Source organism: Halioxenophilus aromaticivorans, from assembly GCF_042850945.1.
Lineage (GTDB): Bacteria > Pseudomonadota > Gammaproteobacteria > Pseudomonadales > Cellvibrionaceae > Halioxenophilus > Halioxenophilus aromaticivorans.
The window spans coordinates 3,702,347-3,723,582 of the sequence record NZ_AP031496.1; the positions used below are offsets into that span (position 1 = coordinate 3,702,347).

The 21,236-nt window shown below is 50.2% G+C and carries 16 protein-coding genes; 8 read left to right on the forward strand and 8 right to left on the reverse strand.

The window, feature by feature from the left end; all coding sequences use genetic code 11:
* Positions 1 to 52: 52 nt before the first annotated feature.
* Positions 53 to 1,252, reverse strand: coding sequence for an amino acid aminotransferase (locus tag ACGHM3_RS15935; protein WP_345427914.1), 1,200 nt, complete (start codon positions 1,250 to 1,252; stop codon positions 53 to 55).
* A 483-nt stretch (positions 1,253 to 1,735) separates the two neighbouring features.
* Here ACGHM3_RS15935 and ACGHM3_RS15940 point away from each other — a divergent pair, with 483 nt between their 5' ends.
* Entirely contained in the window at positions 1,736 to 2,224 is a 489-nt protein-coding gene (locus tag ACGHM3_RS15940) for an Lrp/AsnC family transcriptional regulator (RefSeq protein WP_390517219.1), read from the forward strand.
* A gap of 62 nt (positions 2,225 to 2,286) precedes the next feature.
* On the opposite strand, the gene ACGHM3_RS15945 is transcribed toward ACGHM3_RS15940, so the two are convergent.
* Both ACGHM3_RS15945 and ACGHM3_RS15950 read right to left on the reverse strand, forming a co-directional pair.
* Positions 2,287 to 3,747 carry an NAD-dependent succinate-semialdehyde dehydrogenase gene (locus tag ACGHM3_RS15945; RefSeq protein ID WP_345427916.1) on the reverse strand — a complete coding sequence of 487 codons (1,461 nt, stop codon included), beginning with the start codon at positions 3,745 to 3,747 and terminating at the stop codon, positions 2,287 to 2,289.
* A gap of 119 nt (positions 3,748 to 3,866) precedes the next feature.
* Positions 3,867 to 4,778 carry a LysR family transcriptional regulator gene (locus ACGHM3_RS15950; RefSeq protein WP_345427917.1) on the reverse strand — a complete coding sequence of 304 codons (912 nt, stop codon included), beginning with the start codon at positions 4,776 to 4,778 and terminating at the stop codon, positions 3,867 to 3,869.
* A gap of 258 nt (positions 4,779 to 5,036) precedes the next feature.
* On the opposite strand from ACGHM3_RS15950, the gene ACGHM3_RS15955 reads away from it, so the two are divergent.
* From ACGHM3_RS15955 to ACGHM3_RS15965, 3 genes are all read left to right on the forward strand, one after another.
* The gene (locus ACGHM3_RS15955; RefSeq protein ID WP_345427918.1) at positions 5,037 to 5,738 is read left to right on the forward strand and encodes a CoA transferase subunit A; all 702 of its coding nucleotides are present in this window, start codon (positions 5,037 to 5,039) and stop codon (positions 5,736 to 5,738) included.
* 10 nt (positions 5,739 to 5,748) lie between these two features.
* Positions 5,749 to 6,405, forward strand: coding sequence for a CoA transferase subunit B (locus tag ACGHM3_RS15960; RefSeq protein ID WP_345427919.1), 657 nt, complete (start codon positions 5,749 to 5,751; stop codon positions 6,403 to 6,405).
* Between the two features lie 245 nt (positions 6,406 to 6,650).
* Entirely contained in the window at positions 6,651 to 7,814 is a 1,164-nt protein-coding gene (locus ACGHM3_RS15965) for a 2Fe-2S iron-sulfur cluster binding domain-containing protein (RefSeq protein WP_345427920.1), read from the forward strand.
* Here the strand turns inward: ACGHM3_RS15965 and ACGHM3_RS15970 are convergent.
* Both ACGHM3_RS15970 and ACGHM3_RS15975 read right to left on the reverse strand, forming a co-directional pair.
* Positions 7,811 to 8,641: a nitrate- and nitrite sensing domain-containing protein gene (locus ACGHM3_RS15970; RefSeq protein ID WP_345427921.1), complete on the reverse strand. Its 831-nt coding sequence runs from the start codon at positions 8,639 to 8,641 to the stop codon at positions 7,811 to 7,813. The two genes, ACGHM3_RS15965 and ACGHM3_RS15970, sit on opposite strands and share 4 nt — an antisense overlap.
* 42 nt (positions 8,642 to 8,683) lie before the next feature.
* Positions 8,684 to 10,429 carry a sugar phosphorylase gene (locus ACGHM3_RS15975; RefSeq protein ID WP_345427922.1) on the reverse strand — a complete coding sequence of 582 codons (1,746 nt, stop codon included), beginning with the start codon at positions 10,427 to 10,429 and terminating at the stop codon, positions 8,684 to 8,686.
* A gap of 98 nt (positions 10,430 to 10,527) precedes the next feature.
* Here ACGHM3_RS15975 and ACGHM3_RS15980 point away from each other — a divergent pair, with 98 nt between their 5' ends.
* Positions 10,528 to 10,758 carry a hypothetical protein gene (locus ACGHM3_RS15980; protein ID WP_390517223.1) on the forward strand — a complete coding sequence of 77 codons (231 nt, stop codon included), beginning with the start codon at positions 10,528 to 10,530 and terminating at the stop codon, positions 10,756 to 10,758.
* 180 nt (positions 10,759 to 10,938) lie between these two features.
* Here ACGHM3_RS15980 and ACGHM3_RS15985 read toward each other — a convergent pair whose 3' ends face one another.
* The 3 genes from ACGHM3_RS15985 to ACGHM3_RS15995 all read right to left on the reverse strand — a co-directional run bounded on the left by ACGHM3_RS15985 (position 10,939) and on the right by ACGHM3_RS15995 (position 14,198).
* The gene (locus ACGHM3_RS15985; protein ID WP_345427923.1) at positions 10,939 to 12,165 is read right to left on the reverse strand and encodes a glycosyl transferase; all 1,227 of its coding nucleotides are present in this window, start codon (positions 12,163 to 12,165) and stop codon (positions 10,939 to 10,941) included.
* A gap of 53 nt (positions 12,166 to 12,218) precedes the next feature.
* The gene (locus ACGHM3_RS15990) at positions 12,219 to 13,082 is read right to left on the reverse strand and encodes an HAD-IIB family hydrolase (protein WP_345427924.1); all 864 of its coding nucleotides are present in this window, start codon (positions 13,080 to 13,082) and stop codon (positions 12,219 to 12,221) included.
* Between the two features lie 189 nt (positions 13,083 to 13,271).
* Positions 13,272 to 14,198: a kinase gene (locus tag ACGHM3_RS15995; protein ID WP_345427925.1), complete on the reverse strand. Its 927-nt coding sequence runs from the start codon at positions 14,196 to 14,198 to the stop codon at positions 13,272 to 13,274.
* 1,307 nt (positions 14,199 to 15,505) lie between these two features.
* Between ACGHM3_RS15995 and ACGHM3_RS16000 the strand changes: the two genes are divergently transcribed.
* The 3 genes from ACGHM3_RS16000 (at position 15,506) to ACGHM3_RS16010 (ending at position 21,082) form a co-directional block, all read left to right on the forward strand.
* A complete protein-coding gene (locus ACGHM3_RS16000; RefSeq protein ID WP_345427926.1) occupies positions 15,506 to 16,885 on the forward strand; it encodes a nucleobase:cation symporter-2 family protein in 1,380 nt (459 codons plus the stop codon).
* A 24-nt stretch (positions 16,886 to 16,909) separates the two neighbouring features.
* Complete coding sequence (locus ACGHM3_RS16005) at positions 16,910 to 18,265, forward strand: 8-oxoguanine deaminase (RefSeq protein WP_345427927.1); 1,356 nt, start codon at positions 16,910 to 16,912, stop codon at positions 18,263 to 18,265.
* Positions 18,266 to 18,598: 333 nt separating this feature from the next.
* Positions 18,599 to 21,082, forward strand: coding sequence for a TonB-dependent receptor (locus tag ACGHM3_RS16010; RefSeq protein WP_345427928.1), 2,484 nt, complete (start codon positions 18,599 to 18,601; stop codon positions 21,080 to 21,082).
* Positions 21,083 to 21,236: the final 154 nt, after the last annotated feature.

Consider the following 21,236-nt stretch of genomic DNA (forward strand, 5'->3'; position numbering starts at 1 on the left):
TATTCAACACAAAGGCCATCGACCAAGCCATCCAGGACTCAATCAAAGGCCTCTAATTTTTGCTCACCACGCTGGCGATAGCATCGGCCACGTAGGCCACATTGCTGGAACTCAAACCACAGATATTGATGCGGCTGGAGTCCACCATATAAATACTATAGGCCGTTTTTAGCTCTTCTACCTGCGAAGGCGTAATGCCGACAAAAGAAAACATGCCTTTTTGACGTTCTATAAAGCTGAAATCTCTTTCGCAGCCCGTATTAGCAATGGCTTTCACCAAGGATTGGCGCAAATGTAAAATCCTGTCACGCATTTCGTCGAGCTCACTTAACCACATCGACTTGAGTTCAGGATTAGACAAAATGGTCTCCACAATCGCCGCACCGTGGGAGGGTGGCATCGAGTAGATTGCCCTAGCCACATTGAGCATTTGCCCCTTCACCACATCAGCTTGGCTGGCGGTTTGCGCCACGATGGAGATGGTTCCCACTCGCTCTCGGTATAAACCGAAATTTTTGGAGAAGGAATTTGCCACCACCACTTCAGGTAGTTTGTCGGCCATATAACGAATGCCTTGAGCATCAATTGCTAATCCATCGCCAAAGCCTTGGTAGGCCATATCAATAAAGGGGGTAAAGCCACGCGCCAGGGCCAGGTCGGTAAGCTGCTGCCATTGCTCGGTGGTCAGATCTGCGCCACTGGGGTTGTGGCAACAGGCATGCACAAGCACCACGTCGCCCGGCCCGGTGTTAGCCAACGCCGCCATCATCTGATCAAAGGCGATAGCTTGTTGATCTCGGTCGTAGTATGGGTAAAACGCCAAATCCAAACCGGAACTTCCTAATAAAGAGGCGTGGTTGGGCCAGCTAGGGTCGCTAATCCATATTTTTGCATGGCTGTTGGCACGCTTAATCAACTCCGCAGCCACCCTAAGCGATCCACAGCCGCCAGTACCCTGAATAGTGGCCACGCGCCCGGCGGCGACGGCACTATGCCCTTCGCCAAACACCAGATCGTTGACCTGCGCTAAAAACCCTTCAGTTCCCTGGGCCGGCAAATAGGCTTTTGACGCTTCGCTGGCATCGTATTGTGCTTCCGCCTGCTTCACCGCTTTAAGAACAGGAGTGACTCCAGCTTCGTTCTTATAGACCCCAACACCCAAATCAACCTTGTTGGGATTAGTGTCTGCCCGGCAAGCAACGGTGAGCCCCAAAATTGGGTCTGCGGGCAACGAGGGCATGGACTCAAACATATGCAATACTCCTAGCGTAATTCGAATAGCTGACTTAACCATTAAACACGACCGTTTGCTCTTGACCGTCACCTCTTAATGCTCGCCCACGCTCACCTTTGCTCGCTTTAGATCTGCTCAAAAATAGGTACTCAAACAAATTCTAAATAGGAGAATCTTGTGCAAGTGACTTGCAGTGGTTTTCGATCAACGGGTTTTGATCAATGGCTTGGGGTCATAGGTTATGGATACGTGATTATTGGTGGCGCATCATACCATCTAATTGAGCCTTTCTTAATCTGCACTTGGCTTAAACCATCGTCATCTTTGGTTTGTGAGCAAAAGCTCATTCAAATCGTGGTTAAAAAATTACTGGTCTTAAAATCCCACAGAACCTACAGCTGCGTCCTAAAATTACGCCTTTTGTCACAAGTAAGCCGTTCAAATACACCTAGGTAGTAAGCAAAACTTATTTCTGCTTCTATCCTTACTGGACATGTACGAATGAATGGTAAACCCGAGATGTCCACGAAAGTTGATATAGACGACTACGATCGAAAAATACTGCGCGCGCTGCAGGAAAACGCAGATTATTCTATGGCGGAGTTAGGTGAGAAGGTTGGTTTATCGCACACGCCCTGTTGGCGTAGGATAAAACGTTTAGAGGCGGATGGCGTCATCCGTGGCCGAGTGACTTTGCTGCAAGGCGAAAAGTTGGAATTATCTGTCAGCGTACACGCCTACATTACAACTTCTGAGCACGATCAAACCACGTTGCAGCAATTTGAAAATTCAGTGCGCGAGATTCCAGAAATTGTAGAGTGCTATTCTACCAGTGGCGAGTCTGATTATATGCTGCGCATCGTTGTCAACAGCGTTAAGGATTACGATCAACTGCTCAAAAATACGTTGGTTAACCTACCCAACGTTGCATCGGTTAAATCCGTGTTTGCATTAAAGCAAATTAAATACACCACCGAACTGCCCATCTAATTAAAACAATAGCGCATCGCTGCAAGCAATGCGCTATTTCTGGTTTTGTAACAGACTGTCTATTAGCCGAGCCCACCCAGGCATACGTACTTAAGTTCAACGTAATCATCGATACCGTATTTTGAACCCTCGCGGCCAGAGCCGGACTCTTTGACCCCACCAAAGGGCGCCATTTCATTGGAGATAATGCCTTCGTTGACACCCACGATGCCATACTCCAAAGCTTCACTAACACGGAATATTCTGCCCAGATCTTTGGTGTAAAAATACGAAGCCAAACCGAACTCCGTGTCGTTTGCCATGGCAATGGCTTGCTCTTCGGTTTCGAATTTAAACAGCGGTGCCACCGGGCCAAAAATCTCTTCCCGAAAGACACGCATTGAATCGTTTACGTCGATGAGAATGGTTGGCTCGTAGAAACATTCGCCCAATTCAGAACGTTTACCGCCAACGATGGCTTTACCACCGTTAATTACGGCATCATCCACCATAGCGGCCACATCACTGGCGGCACCCGCATTAACCAACGGGCCATGGGTGACGCCGTCTTTGCTGCCATCTCCCAACACAAATTCATTCACCGCTGCAGCCAGTTTCTGAGCGAACTTATCGTACACACCGGCCTGAACCAAAATACGGTTTGAACACACACAGGTTTGACCGGAGTTACGGTATTTTGAGGCTACAGTGCCTGCCACAGCAGCATCCAGATCGGCGTCATCGAACACGATTAGGGGTGCGTTGCCACCCAGTTCCATCGAGGTTATCTTCACCGTATCGGCACACTCTTTGATCAGTTCTTTACCCACTGGGGTAGACCCGGTGAAGGTCAGTTTACGCACGATGGGGTTAGAGGTCAGCTCGCCGCCGATGGCACGTGAGCTCTGACCCACTACTACGTTAAACACACCAGCGGGAATTCCAGCCTCTTCTGCCAGTGCAGCCAGGGCCAAGGCCGATAAAGGTGTTTCTTTGGCCGGCTTAGAAACAAAGGTACAACCTGCAGCTAAAGCAGGCCCCGCCTTGCGGGTGATCATAGCGTTGGGGAAATTCCACGGCGTAATGGCCGCCACCACACCCACCGGTTGTTTCAACACTAGCAATCGCTTGTCGCCGGATGGCGCGGGAATAATGTCGCCGTTGATGCGCTTAGCCTCTTCGCCAAACCATTCTATGTAGGAAGCACCGTAGGCAATCTCTCCCGCCGCTTCTGCCAGCGGCTTGCCCTGCTCTACGGTTAAGATCTTGGCTAAATCTTGTTGGTTTTCCATCATCAAGTCGAACCAGCGACGCAGCAGGCCAGCACGCTGCTTGGCCGGGGTAGCCGACCAGGATTTCATCGCCACTTGAGCCGCTTCGATGGCGGTTTTGGTTTCGGCGGCACCGCAACTGGCAATGTCACAGATAACCTCTGCATTGGCGGGGTTGGTCACAGCGAGGGTTGCGCCATCGTTGGCGTCCACCCATTTGCCGTTTATGTACGATTGGGTACGCAGCAGTTCCGGTCGGTTAAGGCCGATCATAATGTTCTCCTAATTGCTCGATAACGCCAGGCCCGCGGCACTTGGCTACCAACAGATTGGCTCTGTCTGTTGTGTTACTCATTTTTATATAAGGTATTTCCTGTATAGCGGCCAACCTATCATAGGGCAGTGCCATTTTCACCTGCTTTGCACTGTTCCTCTATTAGGCTTTGCATCGCTTTAGCGCTGCTGGATAGCGCGTAGCGACGGCGGGCCACCAAGCCGATGCTTCTGCCAATGATCGGATTACTCAACGGCCGCGCCACAAGGCCTGGGGCTTGCAGACCAGAAACGCACATTTGCGGTACAGCACTCACGCCGACGCCCGCGGCCACCATTTGCTTGATTGTGGCTAATTGATTGACCTCAAAATCGACTTTTAGATCAATGTTGTGCTCTGCCAAAGCCGATTTCATGTGACTGCGCACACTGGACGGAGGCGCCAGTGCTAAGAACGGATAGTCTTTAAAATCTTCCCAGGTGATGGCATTAGCCTTAGCCAATGCGTGGCGCTCGGGCAGTAGCGCCACCATGGCATCGTTATATAGCGCTGTGAATTGCAGATCTTCCGTTACCGCGGGGCGAAAGCACACCCCCAGTTCAACACGGCCGGCACGCACCAATTCAATGACCGACTCGTTCAGTACGTCGTGTAGGGTGATATTAATGTTGGGATACAGCTGGCGAAAAGCCGCGAACACCGAAGGCAGCTTCGCTTCCGCAAAGGATGGCATGGCCGCCAGAGCCAGCCGCCCCTTACTGAGCGAGAAGAGATCACTAATATCGCCCAAGGCCTGCCCCCAATCAGCCAACAAGCGCTTAGCCATAGGTAACAGGCGCTCCCCTTCGGGCGTGAGAAGCACCGCACGGGTGGAACGGATAAACAGCGGGCCACCTAAGGCTTCTTCTAGGTTTTTAATGGCAATAGACAAGGCTGGCTGCGATAGGTGGATGCGCTCACAGGCTTCCGCAAAACTTTGGCATTGTGCAACCGCAACGAAAGCGCTCAGCTGCTTGATGGTGACATTCATGGCGAACCAGGCTCACATTGAATAACTTAGCCCACACTGCATTAATTTATAAAATATATCAATCGTTTGAATTTTTCTATTTGATAAATATTAGTGAATCGGCAAAACTCAGACGAGTTCAACGGTCTAACTTCCGCTTGAGGCGCAGGCGTCACTGCTGCCTTGAGGCAAAGCTGGCCAAATGCACCAAAATAACCAGTAACACCCTAACGCATTCTTTGCGCATTCAATTCACCCTAAACCGACTTAGGAGGCACGATGTCAGGTTTTGACAAAGTAGTGAACAGCTACGAAGAAGCCATGGCGGGCCTAACGGACGACATGACCATCCTCGCGGGAGGCTTTGGTTTGTGCGGTATTCCCGAAGGCTGTATCAGTCAAATAAAAAAAATGGGCGTCAAAGGCCTCACCATTGTTTCGAATAACTGTGGCGTGGATGGATTTGGCTTAGGCATTTTGCTGGAAGACAAACAAATCAAAAAAATGATCTCATCCTACGTTGGTGAAAATGCGCTGTTTGAAAAACAATTACTGAGCGGTGAATTAGAGGTTGAACTCACCCCGCAAGGCACGCTGGCAGAGAAGATGCGTGCCGGCGGTGCTGGAATACCAGCGTTTTACACCGCAACTGGCTACGGCACACCCGTAGGCGAGAACAAAGAGACCCGCGAGTTCAACGGCCGCCCGTACATACTGGAAGACAGCATCACTGGCGACTTTGCCATCGTGAAGGGTTGGAAAGCAGACCGCTACGGTAACGTTATCTACCGCAACACCGCACAGAACTTTAACCCTATGGCGGCCACCGCCGGTAAAATTACCGTGGTTGAAGTGGAAGAGATTGTTGAACCCGGCGAGCTCGACCCTAACTACATCCACACTCCCGGCATTTACGTTAACCGTGTAATCAAAGGCGACTTTGAGAAACGCATCGAACAACGCACCGTACGCGAAGGATAGGAGGCGAATCATGGCTTTGACAAGAGAACAAATGGCCCAACGTGTCGCCCGTGAACTGCAAGACGGCTACTACGTAAACTTGGGCATCGGTATACCAACCCTTGTGGCAAATTACATTCCTGAGGGTATGGAAGTCATGCTGCAATCGGAGAACGGCTTACTGGGTATGGGCCCCTTCCCCACCGAGGCCCAACTCGACCCAGATATGATCAACGCCGGTAAGCAAACCGTGACGGCGATTCCTGGCGCTTCGATATTTTCCTCCGCGGAATCCTTTGCCATGATTCGCGGCGGCCATGTCGATTTGACTGTACTAGGCGCTTTTGAAGTGGACGTACAGGGCAATATCGCCTCTTGGATGATCCCAGGTAAATTGATTAAAGGCATGGGCGGTGCTATGGATTTGGTGGCCGGCGCGGAAAATATCATCTGCACCATGACCCACGCCAGTAAACACGGAGAATCCAAGCTGCTAAAACAGTGTACCCTGCCTTTAACCGGTGCTGGCTGCATTAAGAAAGTGTTGACCGACCTTGCCTACGTTGAAATTGCTGACGGCAAGTTTTGGCTAAAAGAACGCGCCCCGGGTGTTACCGTGGACGAAATCGTGGCGAAAACCGAAGGTGAAATTGTGATACCTGAAGTGGTACCCGAAATCGAGTTTTAAGCGCAAATAGAAAGGTGGCTAGCACCGAGCTAGCCGTCTATTTATTTCTAGCGACAGCTGATTTTATTTACCCAAAGCTTTACCTCACTAAGTTTCTCTTCCTCCGGTTTTCCGCATTTTCCGCTTCCCCAACTCCTCCTTTTACTAACTTCAACTCTGCCTTTTACTAATAAGACGGCACCTACGAATACCTAGCACCGTTACAACGAAAGCGATTTATTTGGTATAAAAGGAAAACCACGGCTGTGCTCCCTTTATTAGGAGCCAGCAATCTACATCGAGAGCATTCAGATTTGTTTAAAGCCACTACCTCTTCCATCAAACAACTGCTTGGCAATGGCAAATCCCAGCCCACAGACGCAGGGCCTGCGGTGGTGTACAAGAATCAACGTATCGAACTAAGGCCAAATGAGTCGGTGTTAAACGGCCTTTTGCGCAGCGGCCATGCTATCCCCCACAGCTGCCAAGCCGGCGCCTGCCAATCTTGTATAATGCAAGCTGATGAAAATTCCCAATCGGCGTTATCCGCACATAGCCAAGCAGCCCTAACGCCGGCACAACGGCAACAAGGACTATTTTTGGCCTGCTGCACGGTTCCTGAGCAAACACTGCACGTCAGCCTTCCCGATAGCCAGACCCGGCCGGTTACCCACGCCACCAGCAGCGATATACGCCCCTTGGCACAGCGCGTGATGCAGCTATCGTTAGCCTGCGAGCTACGCTACGAAGCTGGCCAGTTCGTCAATGTGATTGTTGACTCCACTCGGTTTGGCAGAGTTCAACGCAGCTATTCATTAGCCAATGCTTACCAAACCGGGGCGGGCCTGAGACTGCACATTAAATGCTTGGATGACGGACAGTTCAGCCACTGGCTAACGCAAGAGGCGCAGATCGGTGACGAGGTAACCATCGAAGGCCCACACGGGCTGTGCTATTTAACCAGCGACGATTGTGACAATCCCAGCATGTTACTGGCGGGCACCGGAACCGGCCTTGCGCCGCTGCTGGCCATACTTGAGACAGCCCTAGCGCAGGAATACAACGGTGACATACATCTGATATTGGCCAATAAAACGGCGGGTGATTTTTACGCCCTGGAGCTGCTTCAATCCATAGCGGCGCAGCACCAAAATCTAAAGTTGCATTTCTTGGTGAAAAAAAACTTGGAGCAAGAGGACTTGGTGCAAGACGAATTCGTGATTGACGACGTGAAAAATAGCAGCAAAGCAAACAACCTATTGGTTAACGCGGATGTGTACCAGTACCTTAAACAGCTGCCGTTGGATCTCTCGCGTGCGTCAGTGTTTTTGTGTGGGGCGGAAAGCTTCGTTCAGAAAATGCGCAAAGCCTGCTTTCTTAAAGGTGCGTCCTTGAAGAAAATTAAAACCGATGCCTTCGTTGCCTCCTAACGGTAAATTTGGACCTGTAATTCCCGCAGGGCTTCGTTGTAATACTGGTACAGAGCATCAATAGCCACACTGGCCACGGAAAAATATTCCATGGGCTCTATCGATGGAGCGCTGCCAAGCAGCTTATCGTCAATGGTTTTAAGATACTCTTCCACCAAGGGTGTCACCGGTTCGAAGTTGGGCAAGCTGCCAGCCAGCTGCTCGCTCTCACGTTCTATTTCCGCCACCAGCTTGGCTAACTGTTTACGCGCACTCGCCGGGCACTCACCATCAACCGCAATACCGATACCCAAGCCCCTGGCTTGGCCCATCAGCTCAGCCGTGGTAAGCAACTTTTCCCAAATAAAGGAGTAAGACATTGCGTTCTTTGCCGCCACACCCGGCAACTTGTGGCGTTCGGTGGTATGGCCGATCAGTACCAACACATTACGAATCAGGGCGCTGTGGGTACGAAAGCTGTTATCTGGATCAGACTGGGGGAAACTCGCTAGTATTCGAGCCCAGGACTCCGTAATGCTCTGCCAATAGGCTTTATCCACCACCCAGTCAGAGGCAGCCTCAATGCGGGTAATTTGGCTGTGGACTTTGTCTCGCACCTCAAGCAGTGATCGGTGCAAAGCCACTTCACCGTGAATGTAACCGTTAGCCAAGCCGCGATGTTGCTGCAGGCTCGCCAACAATATTTGCAGTCCACGCAGGGCCGATATGCCTGCCCGCCGATGTTCTCTCAGCTGTCGCTGTTGATGCCGCAACCAAAAATAGGCCGCCACTACCATCACTAACGCGGCAAACAATAAACTCACAACAACTACGAACAAACTTGGCACATTCAGCTACCTTTATACTGCTGGGTCAGCGGTTTTTCTACCTTAGGTATTAGTGATCCATAGGCTCTGATAGGGTTGCAGGGTAAGTACGTCTTCTAGAGATTCGTATACCGAGCCACTGATCAGGTCTTTCCAGCTGTCCGTGCCGATCAAGTTAATATCAGAAAGCGCTAGGTCGCAAACTTCATCACTGATGTTGTAAATGCAGAACATACTCTGTCGTCGATTGATGCTCTGGCGCCAAAAGCCGAACAATTTTTCCCCCAGGTGTAAGGTAAATTGTGTGGCATTGGGGTGGAAGGCCGGCTGCATTCTGCGCACCCGAATAAGTGCCTTCATGGCTTCAAAAACCTGCCGATGTTGCGACAACTCTTCGCCCAACTCTCTAGTTAATTCCTCGTAATCCCACTGATGGCGGTTAATGGAACGGTTGGAGTTGGTGTGCTTGAGCTTTTCGTAATCATTGCCGGTGGCCAACATACTGTGCACATAAATACCCGGTATACCTTCCAGTGCCAGCATAATGGCGTGAGCACACAAAAAGCGCTCTTTGCCCCACTTGTCTGGCCCCTTCACAGTACCCTGCAAAGCATCAATCAAAGAAATATTGATCTCGTAGGCTTTGTTCATACCACCCTGGGCGGCCCGCCAGGATATACGGCCACCAAACATCTGCATGGTGTTAATTAAGGTGTCGATTTCCGCGTCTTTTAACAGGCCTTCCGCCGGCCGTAGACCAATGCCATCGTGGGAAGCAATGAAATTGAAATATGCCGTACCGTTTTGCGCCGGAGGCATACTCATCATCCACTGTTTTAAATATTTACAGTCACCGGTAACCAAGGTATTAACCAACAGTGGTGGCAAAGAGAAATTGTATATGCAGTGCGCTTCGTTGGCATTGCCGAAGTAAGTTAGGTTTTCTCGATTGGGAATATTGGTTTCCGTGATAAGCATGGCATGCTCACAGGAATGTTCAGTCAGAGTACGTATCAACCGAATCATCTCGTGGGTTTCGTCCAGGTTGATGCACGCAGTACCCAGCTTTTTCCACAAAAACGCAACCGCATCCAATCGGAAAATACGCACGCCTTTATCAATGTAAAGGCGAATAATGCGCATAAATTCAATCAGCACTTGCGGGTTACGAAAATCCAAATCCACTTGATCATGGCTGAAGGTACACCATACGTGCTTGGTGCCATCCAGGGTTTGGGTTTCTCTCAATAAGGGGCTAGTGCGCGGCCGGGTTATGCCATCTAGATCATCGTCGGGTGAGGCAGTTACAAAGAAGTCACTGCCTGGATGTTTTCCCTGTTTGAAGTTTTCAAACCAAAAGCTGCGGCTGGAGCAATGATTGATGACCAAATCCGCCATTAGGCGGTAGTCCCGTGCGATGGCCGATACGTCTTCCCAATCGCCCAGGCTTTCGTTAACGGACGAAAAGTCAATGACGGCGAAGCCATCGTCGGAAGAGTAGGGAAAAAACGGCAGAATGTGCACACTGCTAATGGCATCGTTGCAGTGATTGTTGAGAAAGTTGTGCAGCGTATTGAGCGGCTTTTCTGAGTCGGTTTTGATCGAATCACCGTAGGTGATCATGATAATTTCGGACTCATCCCAATGGTTAGCGTGGGCCGTGGGCTCACAGCTGGATTGCTCCAAGCGCATAATCTCGATCAACTGCTCGGCCAGCTCAGTGTGAGAGAGATCCAGTTCAATCTCTGCGTAGATGAGTTCGAGATGGTGCAGCACTTTCTGCCGCAATGGGTCCAAAAAATCACTCATAAAATAGGGTATCTCCTACTACCGTCGTGCTAAATCCTGAATCCGTTCAGCGTCGACACCGATAAACGGGGTGGTACATCAGGCATGATAAAAAGACAGTGCCAATACTGCGCAACCCCACGCAGATAATATTAGCGCTATATGAATTGGATTTTGCCGCCATAGACCACTATCAGCAACAAAAACTTACTGCGGCCTGCAACGCACCACGTAAAATAACTTTAGCCTTCGCCGCCGGCGGCGTCCAACTCGGTACAGCCCTACTTAGAACCGTGGATCAAACCAACGGCTGCTGGGGTGAGATGTCCGCAATCAAAGTATTGAATTGAGGCAACGTGGTTGCGGCGAGAGCGAAGCTGCAATGGCATCGCCCTCTTACGACACCCTAAAGCAAGCACAGACTGCAGTAGGCGCCAGCACCTTCGCTGGTACTGTTAAAACTGCTGCCTCTTAAACCGTGCTTTGGCCCCGTTCGTTGGCCCCTTAGGCCAAGGGCTCGGCTTACATCTCTACGCGCCGGTAAACTCTTTGTGGTCGGCTTCCACTGCTTCTTGCAGCCGCTCAAAAACATCTGGCATGGCGCTGACTACACGGTTCCAGCTGGGAATGAACGGCGTGATGCGTGGGCTTTCCAGGAAGATTCGTCCGGCTTCCATAATGTTCTCAGAGAACATTTCCACCGATTGTTCTTCGGCGTGAATATCGTGGGTCAGACCATTCATAATGGCATCGTTATGATAGGTTTCAACAAAATCCAACGCGATACGGAAGTAAGTGGCCTTAATGCTGCGGAAGGTCTCCGGCGTAAACACCTCACCCTGGGTGGCCAACTTACGAAACAGAGCCTTGGCAATATCGATGGACATACGCGACAAGCCCGCGGTTTTATCCTCCAGCGATAACTCCTGGTGTTTGTGATCGTAGGTTTGGGCGATATCCACTTGGCACAAACGGTTGTGGGCGTAGTTGCGATGCATTTCAGATAGCACACCAATCTCTAAGCCCCAGTCGCTGGGAATGCGCAAATCGGTTAACACATCGCGGCGGAAGGAAAACTCCCCGGCCAAGGCATAACGAAAGCTGTCCATATAGTCCAAGTATTCTCTGTCACCCAAAACCTTTTTTAATGCTCGGATTAAAGGGGTTACCAACAAACGACACACCCGGCCATTGATTTTGCCATCGGCAACGCGGGCATAGTAGCCTTTACAGAACTCGTAGTTGAAGAACGGATTAGCCACGGGGTAGATCAAACGTGCCAGCAGCTCCCGGGTATAGGTGACAATGTCGCAATCGTGCAAAGCGATGGATTCGGCGTTGGTGGCTGCTAGTACATAGCCCACGCAGTACCATACGTTACAGCCTTTACCCAACTCCTCCGGTGCCAAACCTAAACTGCGCAGCTCAGCATCCAGGGCCTGTAGACGCGGGCCGTCGTTCCACAAAATACGGTGGTGTTGTGGCAACTCGGCAAAGAAATCCAAGGATCTTTTGTATTGCACGGCATCGGCTCTATCCAAACCAATAACGATTTCACCAAGATAGGGAACTTGTTTCAACTCCGATAGGATATTAGGCATCGCCTCACCTTCTAGCTCGGAGTACAAACAAGGAAGGATAAGTGCCATGGGGCGCTTTTGGCTAAAGCGGGTTAGCTCTGCTTCGATTTCTTCCAGGGGGCGCGGCGCCAAATTGTGCAGGGTGGTGACAACGCCATTTTGATGAAAATCTGCCATGATAGTGCCTTAGCGGTTATGCTCTTTAAACTGTATTACTTAATTGTATTTAGTTAATTATGTTGAGTTATTTGGGAATAATCGAATCCGGGTAGCTCAGCCAACACTTGGCTTACCCCTTCGACCCAGCCCTGTGGTGCGGTGTGCTGAGTGATAATTAATCGTTCTTGGTTACGCGCGCTGGTGGGTAACTGTGGGGGTGGATTGGTTGGTGAACGAACGATGATTGGGTAATCCGCGGTGGCCAACATGGCCACATCGTTACCACCATCACCCAACGCCACCGTGGTCACCTTGGCTTGCCATTGATCGCTATAACACTGTGCCAGCCATTGCAGCGCTTTGCCCTTATCGGTGGCGCCTGAAACGTGAACGAAGCGCCCCCCCACAAGGGTGTTGCCGCCCAGTTCGGACACCGCCTCGCAAAACCGCTGTAGCGATTGCTCAGAGCCCCGCCATTGAACCGGCTCACCAAAATGGCGATCTGCCGATTGCCGTGCCTGCTCCTCTGGCAAGCCAGTGGCCTTCATAATGCCGTCTACGCCCAGGTCGGTAAAGGTTATGAATTCGGCTTGTAATTCGGTGTCTAGCCCGGCCAATAACGAGCGCCAGTGCTGACGATCTTGGACAAAAGCCTTGAGCCGAAAATCACCGATGTTAATTAGATCGGAGGGCATCTGGCTAAAATAACCTTTGGGGATATAAACCCCTGCGCCGTTTTCGCAGATAAATGGGTGCTGATTGTTGAGTTCACGCCGCAGCTGCTGCAGCTCTGCAAAGGTTTTACTGGTGGTAGGAATAACCGGCACACCGGTCTGTTGAAGCGATGCTAGCAGCGAATCCGCCGCTTGGTGACTGTAGGTATGGTGGTCCAGGAGCGTACCATCCATATCGGTAAAAATGACGACTTTTGTCATATGCTCTACTATCCACCCTGCGCGACTTAACTTTTAGATAGACGGCTATTGCGCCGCCTTCAGTGTTGGGTCTTCGGCCGCAACCGGGAAGCCTTAAGTTCCTTGCTGTGGGGCTTATTAAAACAGTTTTTCAATAAAGAACAACCGTTTAGCCCCTACTACAGTGTTATTCAAGGTTTAAGGTGATATCTACAGGGAATTCTGCAAGGCTACTATGGCGCGCTGGGCATCCATTTCAAACACCACCTGTGCCCTGGCCGGTAGGGTGTTCAATGTGTGATCAGTCACCCGCTGGTAGTACTGAATAAAGCGGCGTATTTGTTGCGGGCTCATAATTTGATCACCTGCCCTACCGCGCTGATGGGGCTTTAACGATGCCAGCAACTTCTCCTCCTGCTCCAATCGCCAACGATACACGCAGTCAAACGACGGCGCTTTGAGCATGATCCAGTGGTTGAATCTGGCAAAGAATTCGGCGTATTCATGGCTCAATTTATGGTTCACGAATTTCCGCCACTGACCAGTTCGATCCTCAAACTCTTCCAAGTCATTAACCGGCACAAAGAGGTCGTCCTCTTCCTGGGGTTGCGCCCCCATGCACCAGCCTTCAATAATAATGATATCTACCGGCGGCGTTATCACATCCCATTGGGATTCTGGCGCGCGATCATCGATGGATTTATCAAAACGCGGAATCTTAACTGGCTTATCGCCGGCAATTAATGCGTCCAATACGTCGTTGGCCAGGGCCATATCGTGGGTGCCGGGCACACCCCGTGTACGCAATAAAGAATGGGTGTTTTCCGCCAGTTTTTTACGTTCGACCACTGTTAAATAAAAATCATCAATGGAAATAGCGATGGCGGATTTGTGGTGGGTTGCTTGAAAATACGCAACAGCCAACGCGGCCAGCGTGCTTTTACCGGAACCCTGACAACCATTAATACCGATAATTAATGGCCCCGCCTGGGTATCATGCCGCTGGGCCAATTTAGCCAACACGGGGATAAACCAACGCTCGGCAATCGCACGGTAGGTTTCGGGTAATTTTTGTTGGATTAAAAAATCAGTAAGGACGTTGTCTAGTTCGTTGTAACTCACCGTTTGCAATACCATAGCCTCTTTCTTTCTAGCTCAGGCTCACGCCGATTATCCGCGCAAGAATGAACACATTTTGTGAAACATCTGGTTGAGTAAAAATCAGTGTTTCTGTACGTTCTTGGTGCAGTGTTACCCACCCAGTTATTATTGTTAGCTGCCGGCTAAACTTGCGCTACCAGAGATTAATTCCAATAACGAACACACCAGCCAGAACTGCCAGCAAAGCAATAGACGACTCTATAAAAGTACTGAGACGCAGAGCAAATTGACAGCGAAGGTCTCGGTAGATTCCACAGTGTGCCGACTTTAACCATTGGCGCCATTGGCGTTGCTATCCATTGGCGTTGCTATCGGGCGATAGCCAACCATCTACCCTATCTTTATAGCAACGTTGCGTGCGTAGGTATCTCTGCAGATTCCATGCCTAAGGCATGATGTACCGTTCATCATTACACTTTTGTGAGTATGACTGACCTGTTAGCAATTTGAGCCGCGCGTCAATTGACAATAGACGTAACGAATAACCACGTTATAGCTGCGGCAAGTATAGCGCACCAACAAAGCTTTACCGGCGAGCAGAGCGAACCCTTGGCAAGCGAGTGGCATTTATTGAAACAAGGGGTAATAGCAGAACGGAAAAGGGGAAAAAAGGGGGCCAGTGCACAGCCCCTTAAGAGCAAGCTTCATGAGAGAATACCCAATAAGGTTTAACTTACGGGTACCGGTGTAATTAGCACAGGCTATGCCAAATGGTCTATTTTTGACGCCACCACTATCACATACGATCAATCTCAGCTCCAAACCGCGCCAACAGCGACCAAACGGTTGAAAGTTGTTCTAACAAATGTTCACTTTATAGAAATTTTTAAGCTGCGTTAGCCAAGCTCATTGGCGACTATTGAATGGCCTAGACTAAAACTGTGCTTAGCGAATTTATCTGCACCAATAGAAGGCGCAATTACCGCCGGGGAATTTTAAAGCCTAACCGAGCCAATTGAACCGAATTTAGCTAGCCTAGGCGTAAGACGGTGCATTATTAATTTACGCGCCCCAAAAGCGGACTCGTGAGAACGAAACTTGCTGTTAGAAGTAATCTGTTCGTTAATGGATTAGTGTCTGAAATCTCTCCTTTGCTAACTGATCACTGAGGCAGCGTATAGTGTCAGTATTAGTACCAGCGCCTACCTCTTGCGGGTTATGCGCTTGCGGGATAGGAAATTGTGTTACTTAAAGGCCATTAACGATTGGTGGTATTTAATTCGACCAAAGGCACGGATGCTGTTCAGAATGAGAAAGCGAGTTACCCCTTTAAAAGGACAATCATGCGCCATTTGATTTTTGGCTTAAACGATAAGCCCACCCCAGGATTGGCCTTTACCGCCGCATTGCAACACGTTCTCGCCAGCTTTGTTGGCATCATTACCCCCACCTTGGTCATAGGCAACGCAACGGGCCTGCACAATGAAATACCCTATTTATTAAGCATGGCCCTGCTAGTATCAGGCATCGCCACGTTTATTCAGGTAAAAAAAATAGGCCCGCTGGGCGCCGGCATGATCGCCGTGCAAGGCACTAGCTTTGCTTTTTTAGGTGCCCTACTGACCGCCGGTGGCTTGGTTAAAAGTCGCGGTGGTAGCCCAGAGCAGATCATGGCCATGATGGTGGGCATCTGTTTTATAGGAGCCTTTGTGGAGTTATTAGTCAGCCAATTTATTCATCGGCTGAAAGCTATTATCAATCCCACCGTGACCGGTGTCGTTATTATTACTATCGGTGTTTCATTGATAAAGGTCGGCATGACGGACCTCGCCGGCGGCTTTGGTGCCGAGCAATTTGGCAGCCCCAATTACCTAATGATCGGCCTGTGTGTACTGGGCCTCATTATTATTTTAAGCACGTTCAAAAACCCCTGGTTGCGGCTATCGGCCATTTTAATTGGTATGTTGGTGGGCTCATTGGCCGGCTATGGCCTGGGCATTTTTGAGCCTAAAGACTTGCCAGACTTGCCGCTAATTGCCATACCTCAACCCTTTAAATACGGCTTCGATTTTGACTGGCAATTGTTTATTCCGGTGGCTTTTATTTACTTCTTAACGGCCATCGAAACCAGCGGCGACCTTACTGCTGTAAGTTATTTTTGTGGCTTGCCCGTAAAAGGAAGTAGCTATTTGGCGCGCATTAAAGGCGGTGTGATGGCTGATGGCTTCAACTCAATGCTGGCGGCGGTTTTTAACACTTTTCCCAACACCACCTTCGGCCAAAATAACGCGGTTATCCAGATGACCGGCGTTGCCAGCCGCTACGTGGGGTTTTATATCGCCGGCATTTTGGTACTACTGGGCTTGTTTCCCATCATCGGTGCGGCGCTGCAACTGATCCCCAAACCGGTTTTGGGCGGCGCCACTTTAGTGATGTTTGGCACCGTGGCTGTGGCCGGGGTCAACGTATTAACCCACGAGCCATTGGACCGCCGCCGCACCGTCATTGTCGCCGCCTCCCTGGGCTTGGGCCTGGGTAGTATGATGGTGCCGGAGCTACTGCAACACACCCCATCGCTATTGCAGGTGGCGTTTTCATCCCCCGTGGCGGTGGCGGGAATGACAGCCATTGTGCTGTCGCTGATGATTAGACCCGATGCAGCCGATCAAACCAGCGAGCAAAACAGCGCCCAAGCTGACACAATAGCCAACCAAGAATCTTAAACCGCTGACTACCGCAGGCCCACAATGACCACCAACCTCTGGCTTAAGAACGCCGACGCCATCTTTACCGCCTGCGATCAGCCCGCCAGCGGGCTTGTTATTGCCGACGGAAAAATCAGCCAAGTATTGACCCCTGGTCAATCGCCCACAGTGCAGATCCATCAACAGGTCGATCTCTCAGGCTGTGTGGTAACGCCAGGGCTAATCAATACACACCATCATTTTTATCAAACGTTGACACGCTGCCTACCCCAGGCTATCAACAAACCGCTATTTCCCTGGCTACAAACGCTTTACCAAGTGTGGCAGCACATTACGCCAGAGATGTTAGCCACCGCGAGCCAACTGGCGGCCTTGGAATTAATGTCCTCCGGAGCCACCACATTGGGCGACCACCATTACGTGTTCTCCCAACAACTGGCCGGAGCCATGGACGTACAGGTAAGCGCACTGAAGGAGCTTGGTGCTCGTTTGCAACTGACGCGCGGCTCCATGAGCCTGGGCGAAAGCCAGGGTGGCCTTCCGCCGGACAGCGTCATTCAAGACGAACAAAGCATTTTGGACGACTGCCAGCGCGTCATAGCGCAGTATCACCAGCCCGGCCCAGGCGCCATGGTGCAGGTGGCCCTGGCACCCTGCTCGCCCTTTTCGGTAACCCAGGAGTTAATGCAGGCCACCGCTAAGCTGGCTGAGCAATCTAATGTACTTACTCACACCCACCTGGCTGAAACCGAAGACGAAAACGACTTTTGCCTCCGCCAATATGGGCTACGCCCGTTAGATTACCTAGAGCAATGCGGCTGGCTGCACAATCGAACCTGGTTGGCCCACGGCATTCACTTTTCCGATACTGAGATCAAACGTCTGGGCGCCGCAGGCGTGGGCATTGCCCACTGCCCCTCTTCCAATATGCTGTTGGCTTCCGGCATTTGCCCCACCCTAGAGTTGCAGCAAGCCGGCTGTGCTATTGGCTTGGCGGTGGACGGTTCTGCCTCCAACGATTGCTCCAATATGATTCAAGAAGCGCGGCAATCCCTTTTGCAGCAGCGGCTGCGCTACGGTGCCGAAAAAATCACCGCAGAAACCGTGCTTGGGTTTGCCACCACCGGCGGCACCAAACTGTACCAGCGTAACGACATAGGCACGCTAGAAGTTGGTAAACAGGCGGACCTAGCCATATTTAAGTTGGACGAAATGCGTTTCTCCGGCGCCGGTGACCCCATTGCCGCCCTGGTTACCTGCGGTGCCCATCAAGTGGATCGCTTAATGGTCGCCGGCCAGTGGCAAATCATTGATGGTGAGCACTGCACCATGGACAAGCAGGCATTGATCGCCAAGCACCAAGAGCTGGCAGAATCATTGCGCCGCCTGGCGAGCTAGCCTGGGTTTGGATTGAGGGGTTTCCCAAGCCCCTCGTCACACCTGCGATTTCAACCGTATTTTTCGACTCAACCGTGCCAAGCGCGGCGCACTATCATACGCAAAAATCCTATATATTCGGTGTTATACGCCAAGTTAGCCGCCGTTATAGGTGTTAAGACTCAGGCACTGCGCCGAACCATCGCATAAGCTGACCAAACAGACAGGTTACTGGCATTAATCCTGCTATCCGTGTTTACAACATCCTGCCATTGCGTCGGTTACATTTACTAATTACACACCACCAAAGCAGCAGCACAGAAGATTATTAGGTTTACTTTTAGGGAGAGTTCCATGCACACATCGTTAACACGCCTTCCCCTTGCGCTGGCCATAGCACTCAGCGGCAATGCTATAGCGCAAACCGACGACCAAGCTGGCGCCGGGTTGGAAGAAGTTGTGGTTGAAGGATCTTTGGGCAGCTTGCCCGGAGAAGACGTAGAAATTTTTGGCTTTGGTAAATCATTGCTGGAAACACCACGCTCAGCCTCCACCATCAGTTTTGAACAACTAGAACGTTTCCACGTTTCCGACATCGACGAACTGGTGGCTTTTGCGCCAGGTACCTTTACCCAGTCTTTTTTCGGTGTAGCCGGCTCACTGGATGTGCGAGGTACAGCTGGGGAAACCTACTTCAGGGGCGTTAAGCGGTTAGACAACCCCGGTAATTATCCGACACCGATAGGAGCTTCTGATCGGGTAGATATCGTGCGTGGCCCAGCTTCTCCCATTTATGGCCCAGCCAAAATCGGTGGCTACTTAAACTTTAACCCAAAATCTTCGCGCGCTGAAGGAGGCCAATACCTAGCCGAACATGAGGGTGAAATTAGTTACACCACCGGTAGCTGGAATAAAAATGTAGTGACCGCTGAGATCGGCGGCCCTATAGCGGAAAAAGTCGGTTACTACTTATACGGAGAATACGAAGATTCCGACAGTTACTACGACAACACTGCCACTGAACAAACTATTTTACAGGCGTCGTTTGATATGGACGCCACTGACAATCTCCGCTTTCAGTGGGGCGGAATGTACCACGACTATGAAGGCAATCAAGTTGCGGGCTGGAACCGACTCACCCAGGAACTAGTAGATAACGGCACCTACTTAACCGGTACCGCACAACCGTTGGACACCGATGGCGACGGTTTTATCTCCCATCAAGAATACAGAGCAGTGTCTGACTTCTCCACCGACGATGGTGACGGTGCTTTTGGCTTAAATCCGTTTGTTTTTCGACCCGAATTCGTAACGGTAGATGATCTAGATAGTCAAGCTGCCTTGCAAAATGTAGGGACCGCTACCCTAGACGGTAGCGATGTGTTAGTCGCTCCTTCCGACACACTGGAAAACGAAGTCATCACGCTGTACTTCGACACCATATACACTGCAAACTCTGGCCTAGAAATTAAAAACCAGCTGTTTTATGAGGCCTATGAAAACCTTAACGAAAACGCCTATGGCTTTTCTCAGTTCCATGATACCTACGTTATAGAAGATAAACTGGTTTTTGCTAAAGAATTTGAAAGCGACGGTTTGGTTACCTCGTTACAAGTATCACCGTCAATTCGCTACACCGATTTTGAGCACGGAGATGACTTTACTAATGAGTACTTTGATCGGCGAGATCTGACAATGCCATCGTCATCGCTCGACCATCGATTGTTAGCAACACGCATAGATCGAGACTACACCGAATACTATGAAGGTAATTATTTGGACTTAGGGTTTGCTGTGCTCGCAGACTTTACCTTTGATTTTGGCTTAAGCGTCGTGCTGGGTGCACGCTACGACTACATTGATATAGAAAGCCATATACCGGTGGATAAATTGCTGTTAGAGAATTTCTCTTCCGGTTTTGTTCTTTTGTCTGACGATGGTCAATATCTGCTGGGCGATTTTGTCGACACGGCCAACTACACTGCTGACGATATTACTGCTCCAGTGGATGCCGCCAATGAAGAGGATGCATTTTCCTGGAACTTCAGTCTGAGCTATGACACCCCTATCGGACTCATCCCCTATGTAACACTATCCGAACAAACTACCGTAATTGCCGGCCAAGGCGCAGAAATCAACACTGCCAACGTAGCTAGTGGCGCCGCAGTAGACAAATCTGAATTGCAAGAAATTGGTATAAAAGGCAGTTTCTTGGATGACAGCTTGTATTTTGCACTTGCCTACTACGAACAAGAGCGTACCGATTTTAACGCCCAAGCCATCGTAACCAACTCAGCAGATAAAACAGAGGGTATTGAAGCTGAACTACGTTGGGTAGTTAATGACGCCCTAGTTTTGACCGCAGGTTACACCAACATCGAAGTAGTCAACCTTAATACTCTGGATAACGGTGGCCGATTCAGTTTCTACGGTGCCGATGATTTGCCACAGATTGACCCAGCTTTAATTTACGGCGGACAAGTCACTGGTATACCCGCTGCCACATCGAGAAGCGATGCTCGTAAAGCCGGCATGCCAGAAAACATTTACACACTGACGGCCACCTACGCATTCGATTTTGGTCTAGCGTTCAATACAAGTGTTGTACATGCTGATTCAACCTATTCAGGCTACTCGCAAGCGGTGGAGCTGCCGTCTTATACTTTACTCAATGCTGGGTTTGCCTACGAATACGGAGACTGGCTATTCAATGTCACCGGCAAGAATCTCACCGATGAGAAATACTATCGTGCAAACTTTCCAAACCTGTTCGGCAGCCAAATAGTCTTGCCTGAGTTGCCACGACACTTCCAAGCCAGCATTAATTATCAATTCTAAGCTGGCAGTAAACACCGGTGGTAAAACAGTTGTTTAGCCACCGGCGTTCACAACCGCAACGATCGAAAGAAAAAAGTAGCAAAACCTCAATATATTAATGAGTGATTTTTCAAGTAATTCGTTGTAGGTATAAGGTTTACATTTACGCTGATGC